This window comes from Bacillus sp. GW821-FHT11D08 (genome assembly GCF_058808515.1).
This window is the reverse complement of sequence record NZ_JBXARS010000001.1, coordinates 163,120-181,855: the sequence shown is the minus strand read 5'-3', so window position 1 is coordinate 181,855 and position 18,736 is coordinate 163,120. Positions and strand designations below refer to the sequence as shown.

19 protein-coding genes are annotated in these 18,736 nt (G+C 48.0%); 12 read left to right on the top strand and 7 right to left on the bottom strand.

The window, feature by feature from the left end; all coding sequences use genetic code 11:
• Positions 1 to 18: 18 nt before the first annotated feature.
• Genes AC1RRX_RS00985 through AC1RRX_RS00955 form a run of 7 tightly spaced genes read left to right on the top strand, consistent with a single transcriptional unit; the run spans position 19 to position 6,269 of the window.
• Positions 19 to 1,008: a LacI family DNA-binding transcriptional regulator gene (locus AC1RRX_RS00985; protein WP_032867463.1), complete on the top strand. Its 990-nt coding sequence runs from the start codon at positions 19 to 21 to the stop codon at positions 1,006 to 1,008.
• Positions 1,001 to 1,882 carry a ribokinase gene (gene rbsK / locus AC1RRX_RS00980; RefSeq protein WP_007407520.1) on the top strand — a complete coding sequence of 294 codons (882 nt, stop codon included), beginning with the start codon at positions 1,001 to 1,003 and terminating at the stop codon, positions 1,880 to 1,882. Before AC1RRX_RS00985 ends, rbsK begins: the two co-directional genes overlap by 8 nt.
• On the top strand, positions 1,879 to 2,274 hold the full coding sequence (rbsD, locus tag AC1RRX_RS00975; RefSeq protein ID WP_007407521.1) for a D-ribose pyranase: 396 nt from the start codon (positions 1,879 to 1,881) through the stop codon (positions 2,272 to 2,274). The genes rbsK and rbsD overlap by 4 nt, the downstream gene beginning before the upstream one ends.
• A 15-nt stretch (positions 2,275 to 2,289) precedes the next feature.
• Positions 2,290 to 3,783 carry a sugar ABC transporter ATP-binding protein gene (locus AC1RRX_RS00970; RefSeq protein ID WP_032867461.1) on the top strand — a complete coding sequence of 498 codons (1,494 nt, stop codon included), beginning with the start codon at positions 2,290 to 2,292 and terminating at the stop codon, positions 3,781 to 3,783.
• Positions 3,773 to 4,744, top strand: a complete 972-nt coding sequence (rbsC, locus tag AC1RRX_RS00965; RefSeq protein ID WP_007407523.1) for a ribose ABC transporter permease RbsC — start codon at positions 3,773 to 3,775, stop codon at positions 4,742 to 4,744. The genes AC1RRX_RS00970 and rbsC overlap by 11 nt, the downstream gene beginning before the upstream one ends.
• Positions 4,745 to 4,757: 13 nt before the next feature.
• Positions 4,758 to 5,675, top strand: a complete 918-nt coding sequence (gene rbsB, locus AC1RRX_RS00960) for a ribose ABC transporter substrate-binding protein RbsB (RefSeq protein ID WP_032869513.1) — start codon at positions 4,758 to 4,760, stop codon at positions 5,673 to 5,675.
• Between the two features lie 60 nt (positions 5,676 to 5,735).
• Positions 5,736 to 6,269: an SH3 domain-containing protein gene (locus AC1RRX_RS00955; protein WP_007407525.1), complete on the top strand. Its 534-nt coding sequence runs from the start codon at positions 5,736 to 5,738 to the stop codon at positions 6,267 to 6,269.
• A gap of 124 nt (positions 6,270 to 6,393) precedes the next feature.
• Here AC1RRX_RS00955 and AC1RRX_RS00950 read toward each other — a convergent pair whose 3' ends face one another.
• The 3 genes from AC1RRX_RS00950 to alsS all read right to left on the bottom strand — a co-directional run bounded on the left by AC1RRX_RS00950 (position 6,394) and on the right by alsS (position 9,561).
• Positions 6,394 to 6,918 carry an NAD(P)H-dependent oxidoreductase gene (locus tag AC1RRX_RS00950; RefSeq protein ID WP_020956445.1) on the bottom strand — a complete coding sequence of 175 codons (525 nt, stop codon included), beginning with the start codon at positions 6,916 to 6,918 and terminating at the stop codon, positions 6,394 to 6,396.
• Positions 6,919 to 7,020: 102 nt separating this feature from the next.
• Positions 7,021 to 7,788 carry an acetolactate decarboxylase gene (budA, locus tag AC1RRX_RS00945; RefSeq protein WP_003151318.1) on the bottom strand — a complete coding sequence of 256 codons (768 nt, stop codon included), beginning with the start codon at positions 7,786 to 7,788 and terminating at the stop codon, positions 7,021 to 7,023.
• Between the two features lie 60 nt (positions 7,789 to 7,848).
• Entirely contained in the window at positions 7,849 to 9,561 is a 1,713-nt protein-coding gene (gene alsS, locus AC1RRX_RS00940; RefSeq protein WP_007407527.1) for an acetolactate synthase AlsS, read from the bottom strand.
• Positions 9,562 to 9,717: 156 nt separating this feature from the next.
• Here alsS and alsR point away from each other — a divergent pair, with 156 nt between their 5' ends.
• Both alsR and AC1RRX_RS00930 read left to right on the top strand, forming a co-directional pair.
• Positions 9,718 to 10,626: an acetoin biosynthesis transcriptional regulator AlsR gene (gene alsR, locus AC1RRX_RS00935; protein WP_007407528.1), complete on the top strand. Its 909-nt coding sequence runs from the start codon at positions 9,718 to 9,720 to the stop codon at positions 10,624 to 10,626.
• A 195-nt stretch (positions 10,627 to 10,821) separates the two neighbouring features.
• On the top strand, positions 10,822 to 12,153 hold the full coding sequence (locus AC1RRX_RS00930) for an arsenic transporter (RefSeq protein WP_012118610.1): 1,332 nt from the start codon (positions 10,822 to 10,824) through the stop codon (positions 12,151 to 12,153).
• 49 nt (positions 12,154 to 12,202) lie between these two features.
• On the opposite strand, the gene AC1RRX_RS00925 is transcribed toward AC1RRX_RS00930, so the two are convergent.
• The 3 genes from AC1RRX_RS00925 to AC1RRX_RS00915 all read right to left on the bottom strand — a co-directional run bounded on the left by AC1RRX_RS00925 (position 12,203) and on the right by AC1RRX_RS00915 (position 15,029).
• Positions 12,203 to 12,877: a hypothetical protein gene (locus tag AC1RRX_RS00925; protein ID WP_007407530.1), complete on the bottom strand. Its 675-nt coding sequence runs from the start codon at positions 12,875 to 12,877 to the stop codon at positions 12,203 to 12,205.
• A 41-nt stretch (positions 12,878 to 12,918) separates the two neighbouring features.
• Positions 12,919 to 13,812, bottom strand: coding sequence for a hypothetical protein (locus AC1RRX_RS00920; protein WP_007407531.1), 894 nt, complete (start codon positions 13,810 to 13,812; stop codon positions 12,919 to 12,921).
• 122 nt (positions 13,813 to 13,934) lie between these two features.
• The gene (locus AC1RRX_RS00915) at positions 13,935 to 15,029 is read right to left on the bottom strand and encodes a CotH kinase family protein (RefSeq protein ID WP_007407532.1); all 1,095 of its coding nucleotides are present in this window, start codon (positions 15,027 to 15,029) and stop codon (positions 13,935 to 13,937) included.
• 140 nt (positions 15,030 to 15,169) lie between these two features.
• On the opposite strand from AC1RRX_RS00915, the gene AC1RRX_RS00910 reads away from it, so the two are divergent.
• The 3 genes from AC1RRX_RS00910 (at position 15,170) to AC1RRX_RS00900 (ending at position 17,023) form a co-directional block, all read left to right on the top strand.
• Positions 15,170 to 15,736 carry a CotG/ExsB N-terminal domain-containing protein gene (locus AC1RRX_RS00910; RefSeq protein WP_144463864.1) on the top strand — a complete coding sequence of 189 codons (567 nt, stop codon included), beginning with the start codon at positions 15,170 to 15,172 and terminating at the stop codon, positions 15,734 to 15,736.
• A gap of 156 nt (positions 15,737 to 15,892) precedes the next feature.
• Positions 15,893 to 16,513, top strand: a complete 621-nt coding sequence (locus AC1RRX_RS00905; RefSeq protein ID WP_007407534.1) for a flavin reductase family protein — start codon at positions 15,893 to 15,895, stop codon at positions 16,511 to 16,513.
• Between the two features lie 165 nt (positions 16,514 to 16,678).
• Entirely contained in the window at positions 16,679 to 17,023 is a 345-nt protein-coding gene (locus AC1RRX_RS00900) for a DUF4181 domain-containing protein (protein WP_032867449.1), read from the top strand.
• A gap of 6 nt (positions 17,024 to 17,029) precedes the next feature.
• Here the strand turns inward: AC1RRX_RS00900 and ggt are convergent, their stop codons facing one another.
• Positions 17,030 to 18,607 carry a gamma-glutamyltransferase gene (ggt, locus tag AC1RRX_RS00895; protein ID WP_039063761.1) on the bottom strand — a complete coding sequence of 526 codons (1,578 nt, stop codon included), beginning with the start codon at positions 18,605 to 18,607 and terminating at the stop codon, positions 17,030 to 17,032.
• Between the last annotated feature and the right edge of the window lie 129 nt (positions 18,608 to 18,736).

Genomic DNA, 18,736 nt, shown 5'->3' with positions numbered 1-18,736 from the left:
TTGAAGGAGGAGTGTTTGTTGGCAACGATTAAAGATGTCGCAGGCGCTGCCGGCGTCTCTGTTGCCACGGTTTCACGTGTCCTCAATGACAACGGCTACGTGCATGAAGATACACGAACGAAGGTCATGCTTGCCATGGAGAAGCTGAATTATTATCCGAATGAAGTTGCCCGCTCTCTTTATAAAAGAGAATCCAGACTGGTCGGGCTCTTGCTTCCGGATATTACGAATCCCTTTTTCCCTCAGCTTGCCCGCGGCGCTGAAGACGAGTTGCAGCGGGAAGGATACCGGCTGATCATCGGCAACAGCGATGAAGAATTGGAAAAAGAACTCGACTACCTGCAAACATTTAAACAAAATCAAGTTGCCGGTATTTTGGCGGCCACCCATTACCCCGACCTTCCCGAATACAGCGGCAGCCTTTACCCGGTCGTATTTCTGGACCGGACAAAAGAAGGCGCCCCATCCGTATTCAGTGACGGGCGGGCAGGCGGAAAACGGGCGGCTGAGGAAATGCTTCGCGGCAAAAGCACAAGCATCACGCTTGTCAAAGGCCCAGCCCACCTTCCGACCGCTCAGGAACGTTTTAACGGCGCACTTAACGTGCTGCAAAAAGCGGGCGTTCAGTTCAATGTCATCTCCGCCGCTTCATTTTCCATCAAGGATGCTGCCGTTTTAGCAGAAGAATTGTTTGCAGTATACCCGGAAACCGACGGAGTCATTGCCAGCAACGATATTGCGGCGGCTGCCGTCCTCCATGAGGCGCTGCGGCTCGGCAAAAAAGTTCCGGAGGAGATTCAGATTATCGGATACGACGATATTCCGCAAAGCAGGCTTTTGTTTCCGCCGCTTTCAACCATCCGCCAGCCTGCATATGAGATGGGAAAACAAGCGGCAAACCTGCTGCTGCAATTGATAAAGAAAGAGCCGCCGAAAGAGACGGCCATTCAACTGCCCGTGACTTACATACGAAGACAAACGACGAGAAAGGATGATCACCATGAGTGAAATTTGTGTTATCGGAAGCTGTTCTATGGATCTGGTCGTCACATCCGAACGGCGTCCGAAAGCCGGAGAAACCGTACTGGGCACAGACTTTCAAACCGTGCCCGGAGGAAAAGGCGCAAATCAGGCCGTAGCCGCTTCCCGCCTGGGCGCAAACGTATATATGGTAGGAAAAGCAGGCAATGACAGCTACGGAAAAGCGATTATTGAAAACCTGAAGGCAAACGGTGTCAATACGGACTATATGGAAACGGTTACACATAAAAAAAGCGGAACGGCTCATATTGTGCTCGCAGAAGGAGACAACAGCATCGTCGTCGTAAAAGGCGCAAACGATGACATCTCCCCCGATTATGCCAAAAGTGCGCTGGCAAAACTTCCCGGCATTGATATCGTGCTGATCCAGCAGGAGATTCCTGAAGAAACCGTTGAAGAAGTGTGCAGCTACTGCCGCGCGCAGCAAATTCCGGTTATCCTGAATCCCGCGCCGGCCCGGCCGCTGAAACAATCGACGATTGAGGATGCCGCATATCTTACGCCGAACGAACATGAAGCATCCATTTTATTTCCTGACCGGACGAAAGAAGAAGCACTCGCCGGCTATCCCGGCAAACTGTTCATTACCGAAGGAAAACAAGGCGTGCGCTACTCAGACGGCACCGCGGAACGGCTTGTTCCCGCCTTCCCTGCAGAAGCGGTCGACACGACGGGAGCCGGCGATACCTTTAATGCGGCACTTGCCGTCGCACTCGCGGAAGGACGGGACATTGAGCAAGCGCTCCTGTTTGCCAACCGCGCCGCCTCCCTGTCCGTGCAGCACTTCGGCGCCCAAGGCGGCATGCCGGCCAGAAAAGAAGTTGAGGAGCTGCTGTCATGAAAAAACACGGAATGTTAAACAGCCACATTGCCAAAGTATTAGCTGATCTCGGGCATACAGACCTCATCGCAATCGCCGATGCGGGTCTCCCCGTCCCTGACGGCGTCCCTAAAATTGATTTGTCCTTAACGGCGGGCGTTCCCGCCTTTCGGGACGTGACCAGCCTGGTAGCCGGGGAGATGGCAGTCGAAAAGGTGATCGCCGCTTCCGAGATCAAAGACGCAAATCCTGAGAATGCAAGTTTCATAGAAAGCCATTTCTCAGCGCAGACGATCGAGTACATGTCCCATGAGGAATTCAAACGGCTCACACAGAAAGCAAAAGCCGTCATCCGAACGGGTGAAATGACACCATACGCCAACTGCATCCTGCAGGCGGGTGTGATTTTCTAGAAAGAAGGGATCCACATGCACATCGGCATGACAGACATTCATAAAGCATTCGGCAAAAACCAAGTGCTCTCCGGCGTCTCATTTGAGCTTCTGCCGGGAGAAATCCACGCTTTAATGGGAGAAAACGGAGCGGGCAAATCGACGTTAATGAATCTGCTCACCGGGCTCTACCGGCTCGACAAGGGAAACATTACGATAAACGGAACAAATATGAGCTTCTCCAATCCAAAGGAAGCCGAAAAGCACGGAATTGCCTTTATCCATCAGGAACTGAATATATGGCCGGACATGACGGTGCTTGAAAACCTTTTTATCGGCAAAGAGCTGACGACGGCGTTCGGCGTTTTGGAAACGAAGAAAATGAAAGCGCTAGCAAAATCACAGCTTGAAAAACTGGGAGTCTCTCTTCCTCTTGACCGGGAAGCCGGACAATGTTCCGTCGGACAGCAGCAGATGATTGAGATTGCCAAAGCGCTGATGACAAACGCCGAAGTCATTATTATGGACGAACCGACCGCGGCGCTGACCGAACGGGAAATCAGCAAACTATTTGACGTGATGACGGCGTTAAAGCGGGACGGCGTATCCATCGTCTATATTTCGCACCGAATGGAAGAGATATTTTCGATTTGCGACCGGATCACCATTATGCGGGACGGCCTCACTGTCGATACGGCGCATATTAAAGACACTAATTTTGATGAAGTGGTCAAAAAAATGGTCGGGCGGGAGCTGACCGATCGGTATCCGACTCGCACGCCGTCACTCGGCGATAAGGTGCTCGAAGTGAAAAACGCCTCAAAAAAAGGAAGCTTTTCACAGATCAGTTTCCATGTGAGCGCCGGAGAAATCCTCGGCGTTTCCGGCTTAATGGGTGCCGGACGGACAGAAATCATGAGGGCGCTGTTCGGAATTGACAGGCTCGATTCCGGAGAGATCTGGATTTCCGGCCGAAAAACCGGCATTCGGGGTCCGTACGATGCCATCCGTAAGGGACTCGGCCTGATTACGGAGAACCGCAAAGATGAAGGGCTGCTGCTGGATACGTCCATTCGTGAAAATATCTCATTGCCGAACCTGACCAGCTTCTCTCCGAAAGGCATCATTGACCGAAAACGCGAGGCGGAGTTCGTTGAGCTGCTCATCAAGCGTCTGACCATTAAGACCGCATCTCCGGAAACCGCCGCCCGGCATTTATCAGGAGGAAATCAGCAAAAAGTCGTCATCGCCAAATGGATCGGAATCGGCCCGAAAGTTCTCATCCTTGATGAACCGACAAGAGGCGTCGACGTAGGCGCGAAAAGGGAAATCTATTCATTAATGAATGAACTGACCGATCGCGGAGTCGCCATCATCATGGTGTCTTCCGAGCTGCCGGAAGTTCTCGGCATGAGTGACAGAATCATCGTCGTCCACGAAGGGCGCATCAGCGGAGAAATCAATGCGGCCGGCGCAACACAAGAACACATCATGACACTTGCCACGGGAGGGCAGCAGTATGAAAACTGAACCAATGACATCAACTGAACAAAAGCGATTTTCCATTCACACCTTCACACAAAAACTCGGTCCGTTTCTCGGCTTACTGATTCTTGTGCTGATCGTTTCCGTTTTAAACCCGAGTTTTCTTGAACCCCTCAATATTCTCAACCTTCTTCGGCAGGTTGCGATTAACGCTCTGATTGCATTCGGAATGACGTTTGTCATTTTAACGGGAGGCATTGATCTCTCTGTCGGAGCCATCCTCGCCTTATCGAGCGCATTGGTCGCAGGTATGATGGTCTCAGGCATCGATCCGATCTTAGCCGTCATCATCGGCTGCGTAATCGGCGCCGTACTCGGCATGATAAACGGATTATTAATCACAAAAGGAAAAATGGCGCCGTTCATCGCCACTTTGGCGACAATGACCGTCTTTCGCGGACTGACCCTCGTCTATACGGACGGAAATCCGATTACGGGACTCGGTTCAAGTTACGCATTTCAATTATTCGGGCGCGGTTATTTTCTCGGCATTCCCGTACCTGCCATTACGATGCTGATTGCATTTGCAACCCTGTGGGTTCTTCTGCACAAAACACCGTTCGGCCGCCGGACATACGCCATCGGCGGCAATGAGAAAGCGGCGCTGATATCGGGAATCAAAGTGCCCCGCATCAAGATCATGATCTATTCTCTGACAGGTTTATTATCGGCGCTGGCGGGAGCGATTCTGACATCACGCTTAAATTCCGCACAGCCGACGGCCGGGGAATCATACGAGCTGGACGCCATCGCAGCGGTCGTTCTCGGCGGAACGAGCCTGTCCGGCGGTCGAGGGCGCATCATCGGTACACTGATCGGGGTTTTGATTATCGGTACGCTGAACAACGGCTTGAACCTTCTCGGCGTATCATCTTTTTATCAGCTCGTCGTCAAAGGAATCGTCATTTTAATCGCGGTGCTGCTGGACCGCAAAAAATCGGCATAGTAGGAGGACCATTATGAAGAAAGCCATCATCACGATCGCGGCATTATCACTGTTTTTGCTGTCCGCCTGTTCACTTGAACCGCCACAATGGGCAAAACCGTCAAACACAAAACATAAAAAAGAATTCACTATCGGGCTCTCCGTCTCCACATTGAACAATCCGTTCTTCGTTTCATTAAAAGAAGGCGTTGTAAAGGAAGCCAAAAAACGGGGCATGCAGGTCATTATTGTCGATGCTCAAAATGATTCATCTAAACAGTCAAATGACGTAGAAGATTTGATCCAGCAGGGAGTCGATGCGCTGCTGATCAACCCGACCGATTCATCAGCGATTTCAACAGCCGTCGAATCGGCAAATTCCCTCGGCATTCCCGTCATTGCGCTTGATCGTTCAGCCGAACACGGCAAAGTCGAAACGCTTGTCGCCTCTGACAATGTCAAAGGAGGAGAAATGGCGGCTGACTACCTCGCCGATCAGCTCGGAAAAGGCGCCAAAGTGGCGGAATTGCAAGGGGTGCCGGGCGCATCCGCGACACGGGAACGCGGAACGGGCTTTCATCATATTGCCGACAAAAAGCTGGATGTCGTAACAAAGCAAGCGGCGGATTTTGACCGTACAAAAGGATTGACCGTCATGGAAAACCTGCTGCAGGGACATCCGGATATTAAAGCCGTGTTCGCCCATAATGATGAAATGGCACTCGGCGCGCTCGAAGCGATTAACAGCTCAGGCAAACACATTCTGGTCGTCGGTTTCGACGGAAATAAAGATGCGATTTCTTCCATTAAAAACGGAAAGCTGACAGCCACGGTCGCCCAGCAGCCGGAGCTGATCGGAAAACTGGCGGCCGAAGCGGCGGAGCAGGTGCTCAAAGGAGAAAAAGTCAAAAAAACCATTTCCGCTCCATTGAAACTTCAAACACAAAAATAACCGGCCGATGTTTAGACTTCCGGTAAAACGTGAAAGGATGAAGTAAAAGGAGAGATACAGATGAAGAAAACAGCCAAAGCGGCATCCATTCTGACCCTTGCAGCGGGAATAACAGCGGCTTCAGCTGCCGGAATAACGCCTCTTCCCGAGACACACGCGCAAGAAGCGGTCAAAATTGACGATCTGTACAGCTACCCGCTTGACTCTTATCTCGTTTCCGCGGAAGCATTGAACGTCAGAACAAAAGCATCAGCAGCCAGTCCGAGAGCTGATACCCTTCATTTAGGCGACAGCTTAAAGATCGTTTCATTCCAGAACGCTGACTGGGCAAAAGTACATTATAAAAACGGAAAAACAGGATTTGTATCTACTCATTATATTGTTAAAGAAGCAACAACCGTAAAAACAACGGCAAAAACAAAAGTATATACAGACAAACAAGCGGTCAAAGCTTCCCTTGCTAAAAACACGAGCGTTTCTTTCCTCGGATGGAAAAAGACAGCCGGCGGCGGCATTGACTTCGGCTGGGCGCTTGTCGATTACGGGGGCGCAACGGGATATATCAGCACAAAAGATCTGCAAAAACTGACATAATATCAAAACGGATTTCGCAAATTCAGCGCGAAATCCGTTTTTTCTTTCTTGAGCAGTCAGAAACGTCTAAGGTTCGAAATATTTCTCAGGAAATATTGTCGGATGAAGATGAATGCATACGACTCTAAAATGGCTTCTTTATGTAATCCGCCAGGCGTTTGGCATTGTCACGGATAGCCGCAGCATCGGCGCTGCTAACCCCGTACATCGCGAAAGCCGGCAAATAGGTCATACCCGTAAAATTAGCCATTGCCTGAAACGGCCTTAAGAGCTCGCTCAGTGAAAAATGGTTAGACCCGCCTGCCTGATATGCATCCTCTCCGGCACCTACGGAAACAGCCAGCAGCAATTCTTTGCCGTGCAGCGCCTTTCCTTTGGAGCCGTAAGCCCAGCCATACGCCAGCACATGATCCATCCATGTTTTTAAAAGCGGAGGCGCACTGTACCAGTACAGCGGGAATTGAAATACGATCCGGTCATACTGTTCACACAGCTGCCGTTCCTTTTCCGCATCTATTTTCCCGTCCGGATATTCTTTATAAAGCTCACGGACCGTGATTTCATCATGATTTTTTAATTCTTCTGTCCACGCCTTATTGACCGCTGAGTTGTTCATGTCAGGATGAACCGCTAATACCAATACTTTCACAGCTACCACACCTTTCCCTTTTGACTGTATTTTACCTAATCTTTGCCGGTTCAGCCAAATAAAAAGAAAGCCCCCGAGAAAAATGGGGCTTTCTTTTTTAATTTATTCCGGGCTTCCTTCGGTTGTTTCGATATCCTTCGCAAAATTCGGATTATCTAAATTTGCGTTGAAAAAGTCCGCCGTATTCGGAAGCTTGAGGTTCATATTCATTTTTTGAGAAATGGTCACTTTACAATCTTTAATGACATAGTCAAATACGTGTCCGCCGGAATTGCGTCCTTCATCAATGAAGTGCAGGTGATATCCGGAAACAGCGATGCCGTTTGCGTACCCCGGCGTCCAGAAGCCGGCGATTGTACCCTGAATGTCGTCAAAGTTGAACACAGGCTGTGTTTTCACCGCTTCGATCATCGGAACGTACGGTTTCTCCTGGCGTTCTACCGTTCTTGTCTGCACCTTTTTAAATACGCCGTCTAAACGGATCGCATAAAATAAGTTTTTACTAGGCAGAAGGCTGGCGATTTCCTGCTCGAATTCTTCACGGGTCATTTCGCCGTCGATCGTATGCGTCATATCAGGCGTGAAAAATGTGAATGAGCAGAATGGTGACAGGTCTCCGCCTTTAACAGGCGTAGCCGTTCCGTCGCCGCGCAGACGGTAAAATTCTCCGTCAAATCCGATTAATTCGCCGTCCAATTTGTTGAACGTGCCGATTCCGAAATCACCGAACTTCGGAATGTCAGCCATATCAAAATCTCCGTCATATACTCCGTCCAGCAGAGATGTCATTGTTGATACTTGATAGATCTGATCCTCAGGTGAGCCTTTTTCTCCGCGGCTCATCATATGGATGTCGCTTGCGTTTTTCATATTCCCTTCACTCCTTTTAAATTGGGCTGTTTTAGAAAACAGGTCATGGTGCGCAGAGTGCTAGAGAGCTTTTGCTTTCATTTTTTCTTTGAATTGCTTCGGAAGCATGTCGCTTGATAAATGGACATTGTCACTGTAATCGACAGGAATGTCAATGATGACAGGACCTTCTGTGTTCAAGCCTTTTTGCAGCACGTCTGCCAGCTGTTCCGGTGACTCAACGCGCAAGCCGGTGGCGCCGAAGCTTTCTGCATATTTTACGATGTCAATGTTTCCGAAATCTACGCATGATGTACGGTTATATTTTTTCATTTGCTGGAATGCGACCATATCATATGTGCTGTCATTCCATACAAGGTGAACGATCGGCGCTTTTAAGCGGACTGCCGTTTCCAATTCCATTGCAGAGAACAGGAATCCTCCGTCTCCTGAAACGGATACGACTTTTTCACCCGGATTCACCAATGTGGCAGCAATCGCCCAAGGAAGCGCTACGCCCAATGTCTGCATGCCGTTGCTGATCAACAGTTTCAGCGGCTCATAAGCGCGGAAGTAGCGGGACATCCAGATCGCGTGAGAACCGATATCGCAAGTGACGGTTACGTCGTCATCAATTGCATTGCGCAGTTCTTGGACGATTTGCAGAGGATGCACTCTGTCGGATTTATGGTCGCTTGGCGCCTTCTCGCTGTCTGTGAGCATCTGTTTTAATTCGCTCAGCACTTCTTGTTCACGGCTGCCCATATCAAATGTCACAGCGTCGTGTTCAATTTGTTTAACCGTAGCGGCGATATCGCCTAATAATTCTAATTCCGGCTGATAGGCATGATCGATATCAGCCTGGATTTCGTCAAGATGGATAATAGCACGGTCACCGTTTACGTTCCAGAACTTCGGATCGTATTCAATCGGATCATAACCGATCGTTAATACGACATCCGCCTGTTCAAGCAGAAGATCGCCCGGCTGGTTGCGGAACAGTCCGATCCGGCCGAAATATTGGTCTTCCAGCTCTCTGGACAATGTGCCGGCCCCTTGGTACGTTTCTACGAAAGGCAGTTTTGTTTTGGCAAGCAGTTTGCGGATTTGTTTTACCGCCTCCGGTCTTCCGCCTTTCATGCCGACTAACAGAACGGGAAGTTTCGCCGTCTGGATTTTCGCGATAGCCGCGCTGACCGCTTCTTCCGGTGCAGGGCCTTGTTTCGGCGCCGGCACGCTGCGTACGTTTTTCACATTTGTGATTTCATTCACAACATCCTGCGGAAAGCTCACGAAAGCCGCGCCTGCCTGACCTGCTGACGCTGCCCTGAAGGCGTTTGTTACCGCTTCTGGTATATTCCCTGTTTCCTGTACTTCTACACTGTATTTTGTAATCGGCTGAAATAGCGCCGCATTGTCCAATGATTGGTGTGTCCGTTTTAACCGGTCTGCGCGAATTACGTTACCCGCCAGCGCCACTACCGGATCACCTTCTGTATTAGCCGTTAACAAGCCGGTCGCCAAGTTGGATGCCCCCGGGCCTGAAGTAACGAGACAAACGCCTGGTTTTCCAGTCAGTCTTCCGACAGCCGCAGCCATAAATGCAGCGTTCTGTTCGTGACGGCATAAAACCAGTTCAGGTCCTTTATCTTTTAACGCATCAAATACTGCATCAATTTTTGCACCCGGAATGCCAAAAACATGTGTGACACCTTGCTCCACTAAGCAATCAACAACAAGCTCCGCCCCCCGATTTTTTCCAGAGGTTTTTAGTTCATTTGTTGCTTTTGCCAACACCCTCACTCCTTATTATGCATATTAAATATAAAATTTTAAGTAATTTGTGATATTATTCACTATACACTCTTTGGAAATTGACCTCCAATATCAATTCGCCGTATGATTAATATGTTTCACGAATAATTAACAAAGAGAAAGGAATGGATAAGGATGGAGCTTCGCCATCTTCAATACTTTATTGCCGTTGCCGAAGAACTTCATTTCGGCAAAGCTGCGCTTCGGTTAAATATGACACAGCCGCCTCTCAGCCAGCAGATCAAACAGCTTGAGAAGGAAGTCGGCGTGACCTTATTAAAGCGCACGAAACGGGTTGTAGAGCTTTCAGCTGCCGGAGAAAGTTTTTTAAAACACAGCAGAAACGCGATCGAAGAAATAGACAAAGCGATTGAAATGGCGCAGAGAACGGCGCGGGGAGAGCTCGGCCGCCTTGTCGTCGGTTTTGTCGGCTCGGCCACATATGAATTTCTGCCGCCGATCATTCGGGAATTCCGCGAAAAATTCCCCTCCGTCAAGCTTGATCTGCGTGAAATTTCTTCTTTCAGACAGCAGGAAGAACTTCTGAAGGGGAACATTGATATCGGCATCCTTCATCCGCCTTTACAGCATTCCGCGTTACATATGGAAAAGGTGCAGAGCAGTCCGTGCATTCTGGCCTTGCCGAAGCAGCACCCGCTTACCGCTAAACAGACAATCGACATTCAGGATTTAAAAAATGAACCGATTATCACACTGTCGAAAGAAACATGGCCGACTTTATACCTAGAGTTTGTAAACTACTGCGAGCAGGCGGGCTTCAAACCGAAAATCGTTCAGGAAGCGACGGAGTATCAAATGGTGATCGGATTGGTTAGTGCCGGCATCGGTGTAACCTTCGTGCCTTCTTCTGCTAAAAAGCTGTTTAATCTCGAAGTCGCCTACCGCGGCATTAATCAGGTGCAGCTCACGGCCGAATGGGTCATTGCCTACCGCAAGGATAATCAAAATCCGATTCTGAAACACTTTCTGGATATTATGAATAAACGCCAGGCTTTATTGCAGGCGGATAAGGAAAATGCATAAAAAAGAGGGCCGCCGAAAGCAGCCTCTTTTTTTTGTGCTTTTATGGATTTTTACTAAATTGGTAGAAACGCTCAGTACACCTTACGACCTGTACCCGTATACATACAGTACAACTGATCAGGAGGGATAAAAATAACGGGGCGGCAATGACCCATCTAAAAGGAGGCAGAACACATTACACATATTACCGTCATTTTGACCCTGATTTCTTTCTTTGTGACCATTATTTTTATATTTTGGAGACCCGGGGGATTAAATGAAGCCGTTCCGGCGTCGCTGGGCGCCATTCTCGTTTTGTTATGCGGAACCGTTTCCTTTCATGATTTGGGGGATATAGGGTCAAAAGTCACCGGAGCATCAATAACCATTATCTCCACAATGATTATGGCAATCGCGCTGGAAAGCTTCGGTTTTTTTAACTGGGCGGCGGCCAAACTGCTTCACCGCGCCAAGGGATCGGGCATTCGGCTTTTTTGGCTGACCAACCTGCTCTGTTTTTCAATGACGCTTTTTCTGAATAATGACGGCAGCGTCTTAATCACCACTCCTATTTTACTATTGGTCTTACAATATCTCGGACTTAAAAGACATCAGAAAACACCGTATTTAATAAGCGGCGTATTAATTGCGACAGCCGCAAGCACCCCGATCGGCGTCAGTAATATCGTCAATTTAATTTCTCTCAAAATGATAGGCATGGACCTTTATTTGTACACCAATATGATGTTTATCCCCGGCACGCTGGGACTGGTGTTTATGGCCTTTCTGCTGTTTGCCGTTTTTTACCGCCGTTTGCCGAAACAGCTCCCCGATATTCCGGTTCATTTTGACTCGCTGGAACACAAACGATATCATCCGCTTCAGCCTCCGCCAGACCCGACCCAAAACAGCCGTACGAACATCATGTTTTGTGTTTTGGCATTTGTATTGTTCGTCCGGATCAGTCTGTTTGCAGCTTCTTACAACGGCATATCCGTTTCGCTCGTGGCTGTCATCAGTTCAGTCATCCTGCTTGGCTGGAGATGGTTTTATTTAAAAATCGGACCGGCAGATTTATTAAGGAAAGCGCCTTGGCATATCTTTATTTTTGCCTTCACGATGTACATTATCATCTACGGACTGCATAATATCGGACTGACGGCGCTGCTTGTTCAGTCTATTGAGCCTTATGTCTCACAAAGCATTGCCCACGCTGCATCTATTATGGGCATTGCTACATCCGTCCTCTCTAATTTGTTCAATAACCATCCCGCCTTAATGATCAGCACTTTGACCTTAACTGAAATGTCCATCGACCCATTAACCGTAAAAATCATTTATCTGGCTAATATTATCGGCAGTGATATCGGATCATTGCTTCTGCCGATCGGGACATTAGCCACGCTGATCTGGATGCATATCATCAGACAGCACGGCGAAAAAGTTTCTTGGTCAGAATATATCAAAACGACCATTATCGTTGTCCCTCTCACTGTCGTGTTTACCATTACCGTTTTATATGTTTGGATCAGTTGGATTTACCTTTAGCTCCCATGAAAAAAAACTGCCTGCTGTATAAGAGAGGCAGTTTTATCATTTATGGCAGGTGCATGGTTTTTAAATGATTCAATTTCCAAAAAACAGTATCGCCGTCTGCATTGGTCAATTCAAGAATATTATCTGAGACATCCTGCAACAGCCCCACTTTATTCGGTATATCTCCTAAATCCAGAATAATCAGCTTCCCGATATATCTTTTTAATTGTTCCTCAAAATTCCGGACAAGGGGCACATTAGCGGGAACAACCGGCAGCTCTGAACTGTTTAATGTATACGGCGTCTGCTCATCGGAATAGGGTGTCAGCCATTTCAAATGATGCATCGAGATGAAAAGAGTCTTATAAACCGGAGAGAAGAAAACAAAATAATCATTTAAAACACTTGTCACATACCCATGAATGGAACGGTCTCCCGTAACAAATATTTCTGTGAATCTGCCTTTTATATGCTGGAGGGTATTCCGGTAAGAAAAGGAATGTTCCTGTTTTTCGGGATGCGGACTTTTTTTTCTTGCGTACGGTTCTTTATTCTCTTCGTCCGGGAGCGTCAATGTCATCCTCTGAAGATGCAGCAGCGGAATATAAAGAAACGTCCGGCCGTCATGAATCACAATGATATCCTGACCGATATCCAAAAGAGTTCCTGAAAATGTCGTATTCCCCGATATCTCAATATCGACTTGTTTATCCAGAAATCTGCTTAATCCAGCCATTTCATTCCCCCCTCTCCCGCGTTTACGGACAATCTTTCCAATCATTTACGGCCGCGTTTCCACCGATAATCTATTGTCCTTAATACAGTGGCGTAGCTATAAGAGTTCTCTTCCTCCCGTTTTGAAGATCGAACGGATCTTGATGATCTTTTCGACTTTTTGGAGGAAGTACGCTGCTCTTCGCGTGATTCTTCTTCATGCGGCTTTTCTTCTTCGGCGCTCTCTTTCTCACCTTTATTCTCGTCGTCTTTATTCTCCTCTTTTTTAGCTGCTCCTTTTGCCCCTTCGCTGATGCTCTTGATATGAAAAGGATAGATCCGCAGCACTTCTTTATCTTTCACAAGAGTGTAGTGGCCGTCGGAATTATCCACAAGTATACCTTCAACTGCTTCAGGACCTCCGCGGTTGATGGATACCCATTTGTGGATCAGGCGTTTAAATATGCCGTGAAAATCATCAGCCATTTCAAATTCCGGGCGCTCCTCCTCTTGGCCGTCCTCTTCTTGTTCCGCGCTGATGCTTTTGACATGGTCGGCGTTAAAATATACAATTCCGTCATCTTCTGTTTCCAGCACGAGAAAATCATCCCCTGTTTCGTGAAGCTTTCCTCTTTTCGATTCCGGACCTCCCTGATTCAATTGCACCGTGCGATTGGTCATCCGGCTGATCAGGTCTTGAAAATCATCAGCTTTTTCACATTCTGCCGCTTCGGCCGGCGATACGGTTTCACTCGTATTTTCCGTCACACTTTTCACGTGTTTCCATTGATAATAAACGATTTTATTATCAACCTGAAGAGCGATATAATCCGATTGAATGTCTGCTAATCTCCCTGTCTTGGACTCCGGGCCTCCCCGGTAGACAGTAATCACTTTTCCTTCCATTGCATGCAAAAAGTTGTCATCAGACCGCTGCCGCTTCGTATTGCGTTTCATCTATTGTCCTCCTAGTCATTTTTCTCATAATGTAAAAAGCATAATGCATATATACGTATCACGATTATTTTCGGGAACTGATTCACCAGCCTATTTGTAAAAAATCTTTCTTCATTTCCAAATCAGATATTCCACCGCTCTAACTCACTGCTGATGAAGGCTGACCGCTCCTTAATGTATTCGCAAATCACTTCAGGCTCCCGGTCAAAGCAATCAATCTCTTCTTTCTTATATGGATCCTTCGCGACATGCGGCCTGATCTGCTCATACAGTGACATGACCTTCGGCTTCATATGTTCAATGGTAAACCGGGTCTGAAGCGTCTCTTCCAAAAGCCGTTTGTACGCTTTGCGGAAATACGGTTCATCCAGAAGCCTTGCAGTCAAGGTATTAAACCCTTGTATTCTGACATAATCGGCCTCCATCCGATCACCATGAATGTCTCTTCCCCACGTCGCATCGTAATCCCACGGAATGACTTCAAAAAGTCCCGTTTCATGATTCCGGTACAAAGCGTAATTATGAACAAATCCATCGTAGTTTGAGGTAAACACGATGCCCGCAAGCCACCGCAAATACTTATCGACGTCCAAGTGTTTGACGATCTCCCCCTTGAACTCTGACTTCGGCACGGTATTAATTTTATAGATCATATCCTGCAAGTATAAATCGTCTTCTTTCGTTCCCGTTTTCTTTTCATAACCAAGTTCGAGCGATGTTTTCGTATCCCGCTCCAGATCACTGACGAGGGAGAAATTGGCGTCGTCATCAACCGCGTAAAAAACAGCGCCGTCCGCCAAATTCCGTTTCGCCAGAAAATATTCATCCACTGACTCCAGCTCAAGATACACCCCCTCATGTCTGCCATTGATTTGCAGGGTTACGAAATTCGCCTTTGGTGACAGCGTCCCAAGCTCCGCGAAGAAATCGAGAGACAGCTTATTCCGCATCATCGACGGATCTTTGTATTCAGCGTTTAAATGTATCTCTTTCGCCCTGCGAAATGTTTTCGGCGAATAAAAAGCGATATGATACGATTTTTTCTTAAAATCTCTTATATGAGAGCCGCGGTACGCCAGATCAATGTCAAGCCGTTTTTGATTCACTCTCAGCACCGCGGGCACCGGATCATCATCCCAAATGTCTTTTTTCAGCTCCATTAAGTCTTTCGGGTGAATAAACAGCTGGTATAGAGGCAATGTTGATTGGTCTTTCATCGGTAAACCTCCCTGTATTAATTTAGGCTGTGCTTTTTATATAAAACTCAGCGAATCACACATACACTTTTTTCATTCATGCGTACTATGTGGTAGTAAGGATCGCATCCTTAAAACATATATCATGAGGAGGTTTCAAAATGGGCCACTATTCCCATTCTGATATCGAAGAAGCAGTAAAGTCCGCAAGCACCGAGGGATTGGAAGATTATTTGTACCAAGAACCAAAAAGCAGTAAGAAGAGAAAATCTCGCAAGCATAAAAAATCCCGTTCTCACAAAAAATCTCGTAGTCATAAAAAGTCCCGTTCTCACAAAAAATCTCGCAGTCATAAAAAATCGTGCCGCTCTCACAAAAGATCTCGCAGCCATAAAAAATCCCGTTCTCACAAAAAATCTCGCAGCCATAAAAAATCCCGTTCTCACAAAAAATCTCGCAGCCATAAAAAATCCCGCTCTCACAAAAAATCTCGCAGCCGTAAAAAATCATGCCGGTCTCACAAAAAATCTCGCAGCCACAAAAAATCATGCCGGTCTCACAAAAAATCTCGCAGCCACAAGAAATCATGCCGCCGCAAGAAAAAACGCACGCAGAAAAAAACTTATCGTCCTCATAAAAAAGACCCTTGCAAAAAAGACGATTACTGCAGCAAAACAGAGTACTGGAAAGACGGGAACATCTGGGTTGTAAAGAAAAACTACAAGTAACACCATTCGTAAATAGGCTGCCGGCTAAACGGAAGCCTTTTTCCTCAATCAGATATATGCCACGTGATAAGATATGCAGCCGGTTTTCTTTTGTTGTGTTTCCGAATTTTCTTTCTGTATAATCAGGTCATACGATAAAGAAAGGCGGCCGAAATCATGCATATCTTACGAGCAGACGAACTGAACGCAAAAGACACTTACAAATTGCTTTCGGGCACAGTTGTTCCCCGGCCGATCGCATTTGTCACTACGCGGTCATCCATCAACGGCGCCGTAAACGCGGCGCCCTTCAGTTTCTATAACGTTGTCTCCGCAGAACCGCCGCTTCTGGCCATCTCAGTCAGCCGCGCGGACGGTCGGCAGAAAGACACCGCGAGAAACGCAATCGCTCATCGGGAATTCGTGGTGCACGTCAGTGATGAGTCCATTATTGAAGACATTAACAAAACGGCGGCAAGGCTTGATCCTGATGTCAGTGAACTTGGCATGACAGACTTTTCTGTGACAGACAGCGCTTGCATCAGCGTTCCCGGTATAAAAGAAGCAAAAGTGAGGTTTGAATGTATACTCGAACGCCATCTTCCGTTCCAAAATGACAGCGGAGAAACGACGACAGACCTCATCATCGGCAGAGTCGTTTGTTTTCATTTGAATGACCAAGTATATGACGCCGATAAAGGCTACATACGGACAGATGAGCTGAAGCCTGCGGCAAGGCTCGCGGGGAACGAATACGCCAGACTCGGGAAGACATATACACTTGTACGCCCGACCTGAAGCAGGAACCATTATAATAGAAGAAACTAGTCAAAAAGACCCCTTTCGTAAGGGGTCTTTTTTGAGTCTTTTACCATGTAACTCAGCCTAATGTCTTATAGAATGCCGAAACTTACAAGGCCCTCACCCGTATGAAACGAGTGACACATTTTTAGGAGGCAGACGATGGATTTCATTCAGTTACTGGTTTTTTCAGCCGTATTTATTTTGCTCAGCCTTATGTTTCAAGTATTTGCCGTCAAAGTTCTCAATTTGCCAAAGCCTGTTAAAAAGCAGAAGCCGATAAACGGCACACATCGATTAATCGAAATCACACTGCTTATTACGGGCATCGCAGCGGTGACTTTTTTCAATGAAATGTACGTATTTGCGGGAGTTGTTTTCATGCTATTTTTCTGCAGCGGCTTAATGGAATGGCGGCACCGGCGGGAGGAAAAGCAAAATGTGTACGATTCTTTTTACGCGGGTCTTTCTGCCGCGCTTGGCGTGCTTATTTTTTTCATCAGTTAGCGTAGTCTATACTCCTGCGGCCGCTCCGTCGCCGCGCGGGTCGGCCCCGCCTTGGAGAAAGCCTTCTTCATCAATGACGATCGCTGCCGCATGGCCCATAAGCCCGTCAAAATCACCAACGGTCTCGACGCGGTGGCCGCTCTGCCTTAGGGCTTCTCTCGTTTCAGGGCTGATTCTGCTTTCAACCCTCAGCCCTTCATACTCCTCTCCCCATGTCCGTCCCCAGACCCAGCGCGGCTCATTGATCGCCTGCTGGGGGTCCATTTTGTAATCAATGATGCGCGTAATCATCGCTGTCTGAGTTTGCGGCTGGCCTTCTCCTCCCTGGGTTCCGTACAGGATGTGAGGCTTTCCTTCTTTACAGGTCATCGCCGGCATGAGGGTGTGGAACGTCCGCTTGCAGGGTTCAAGTGTATTGACATGGGATCCATCCAGCGAAAAAAATGACCCGCGGTTTTGCAGCAGAATGCCCGTCTCCCCCGCTGTAACGGCAGATCCGAACTCGAAATAGAGGCTCTGAATAAAGGAAACGGCATTTCCTTCCGCATCGGCGACGGCGGCATAAGCTGTGTCGCTTCCGACCGGCCGGCTTACCGCCGGCGCAGCCACGTTACCGATTTCTTCCGCGAGCTGCTTTGCATACCGTTTATCAAGCAGCCGATCCAGCGGAATATGAGAAAATGCCGGATCAGTCAGCACTTCATTCCGGTGCTGAAAACTCTTCTTCAGCGCCTCGATCAGCAGATGATAATAGTCAAAGGAACCGTGTTCAATCTGAGAAAAATCATAGTTTTCCAATATATTGAGCGTCATTAAGCCTGTAAAACCCTGTGAATTCGGCGGAGCCTGATAGATTTTGCACCCGCGGTAATCGGAGGATACCGGGTTCGTCCACTCGCCGCGGTGGGCTTTAAAGTCATCAAGTGTCAGACGGCTGCCGTTGTTTTGCAGAAAGGATGTGATGCGTTGAGCGAGGTCTCCTTCATAAAAAGCGCTTCTGCCTTTCTGGGCAAGCTGCTCCAAGCTGGCCGCCAGATCCTTTTGGACAAACCGTTCACCGGGCATGGGCGCTTTTTTGTTTCTCGTAAAAATGGCCGAGGTGTAAGGCATCGAGGCTAAAAGAGCGAGATTGCGTTCTGTGTGGGCGCACTGGTCGGCGGACACTGGAAATCCGTTTGCCGCATAATCAAGAGCTGGCTTCAGCACCTCAGCGAGAGAAAGACGCCCGTACGCCGAAAGCACGGCATCCCAGCTGTCCGCCATTCCCGGAACGGTAATGGCGCTTTCTGTCCCGCGCAGAGGGATCGCTTCTCTGCCCCGATACAAGTCTCTCGTCACATGCTTCCCTGAACGGCCGCTCCCGTTATAAGCTTTGATTCGTCCCGTTTCTTTATGGTAAGTGAGCCAAAATGAATCCCCGCCAAGACCCGTCATATGCGGATACACGACTGCCAGACAGGCGCTGACCGCCACTGCCGCGTCAAATGCGTTTCCGCCCTTTTCCAGAATGCCGGCCCCCGCCTGAGAAGCGAGATAATGCGGACTGACGACCATTTGTTTCGTTCCGATGGTTGAAGTATTCATGGCAAGCCCCTTTACAAATTTTCTCAAGTATAAAAAGCGGCTTCGCGGCCATCCACATTCCTGAAAGAAAATCTCACACACTATTTACTTTTCGATAAGAAATAATTCTAAGTTATTACGTATCGAAAA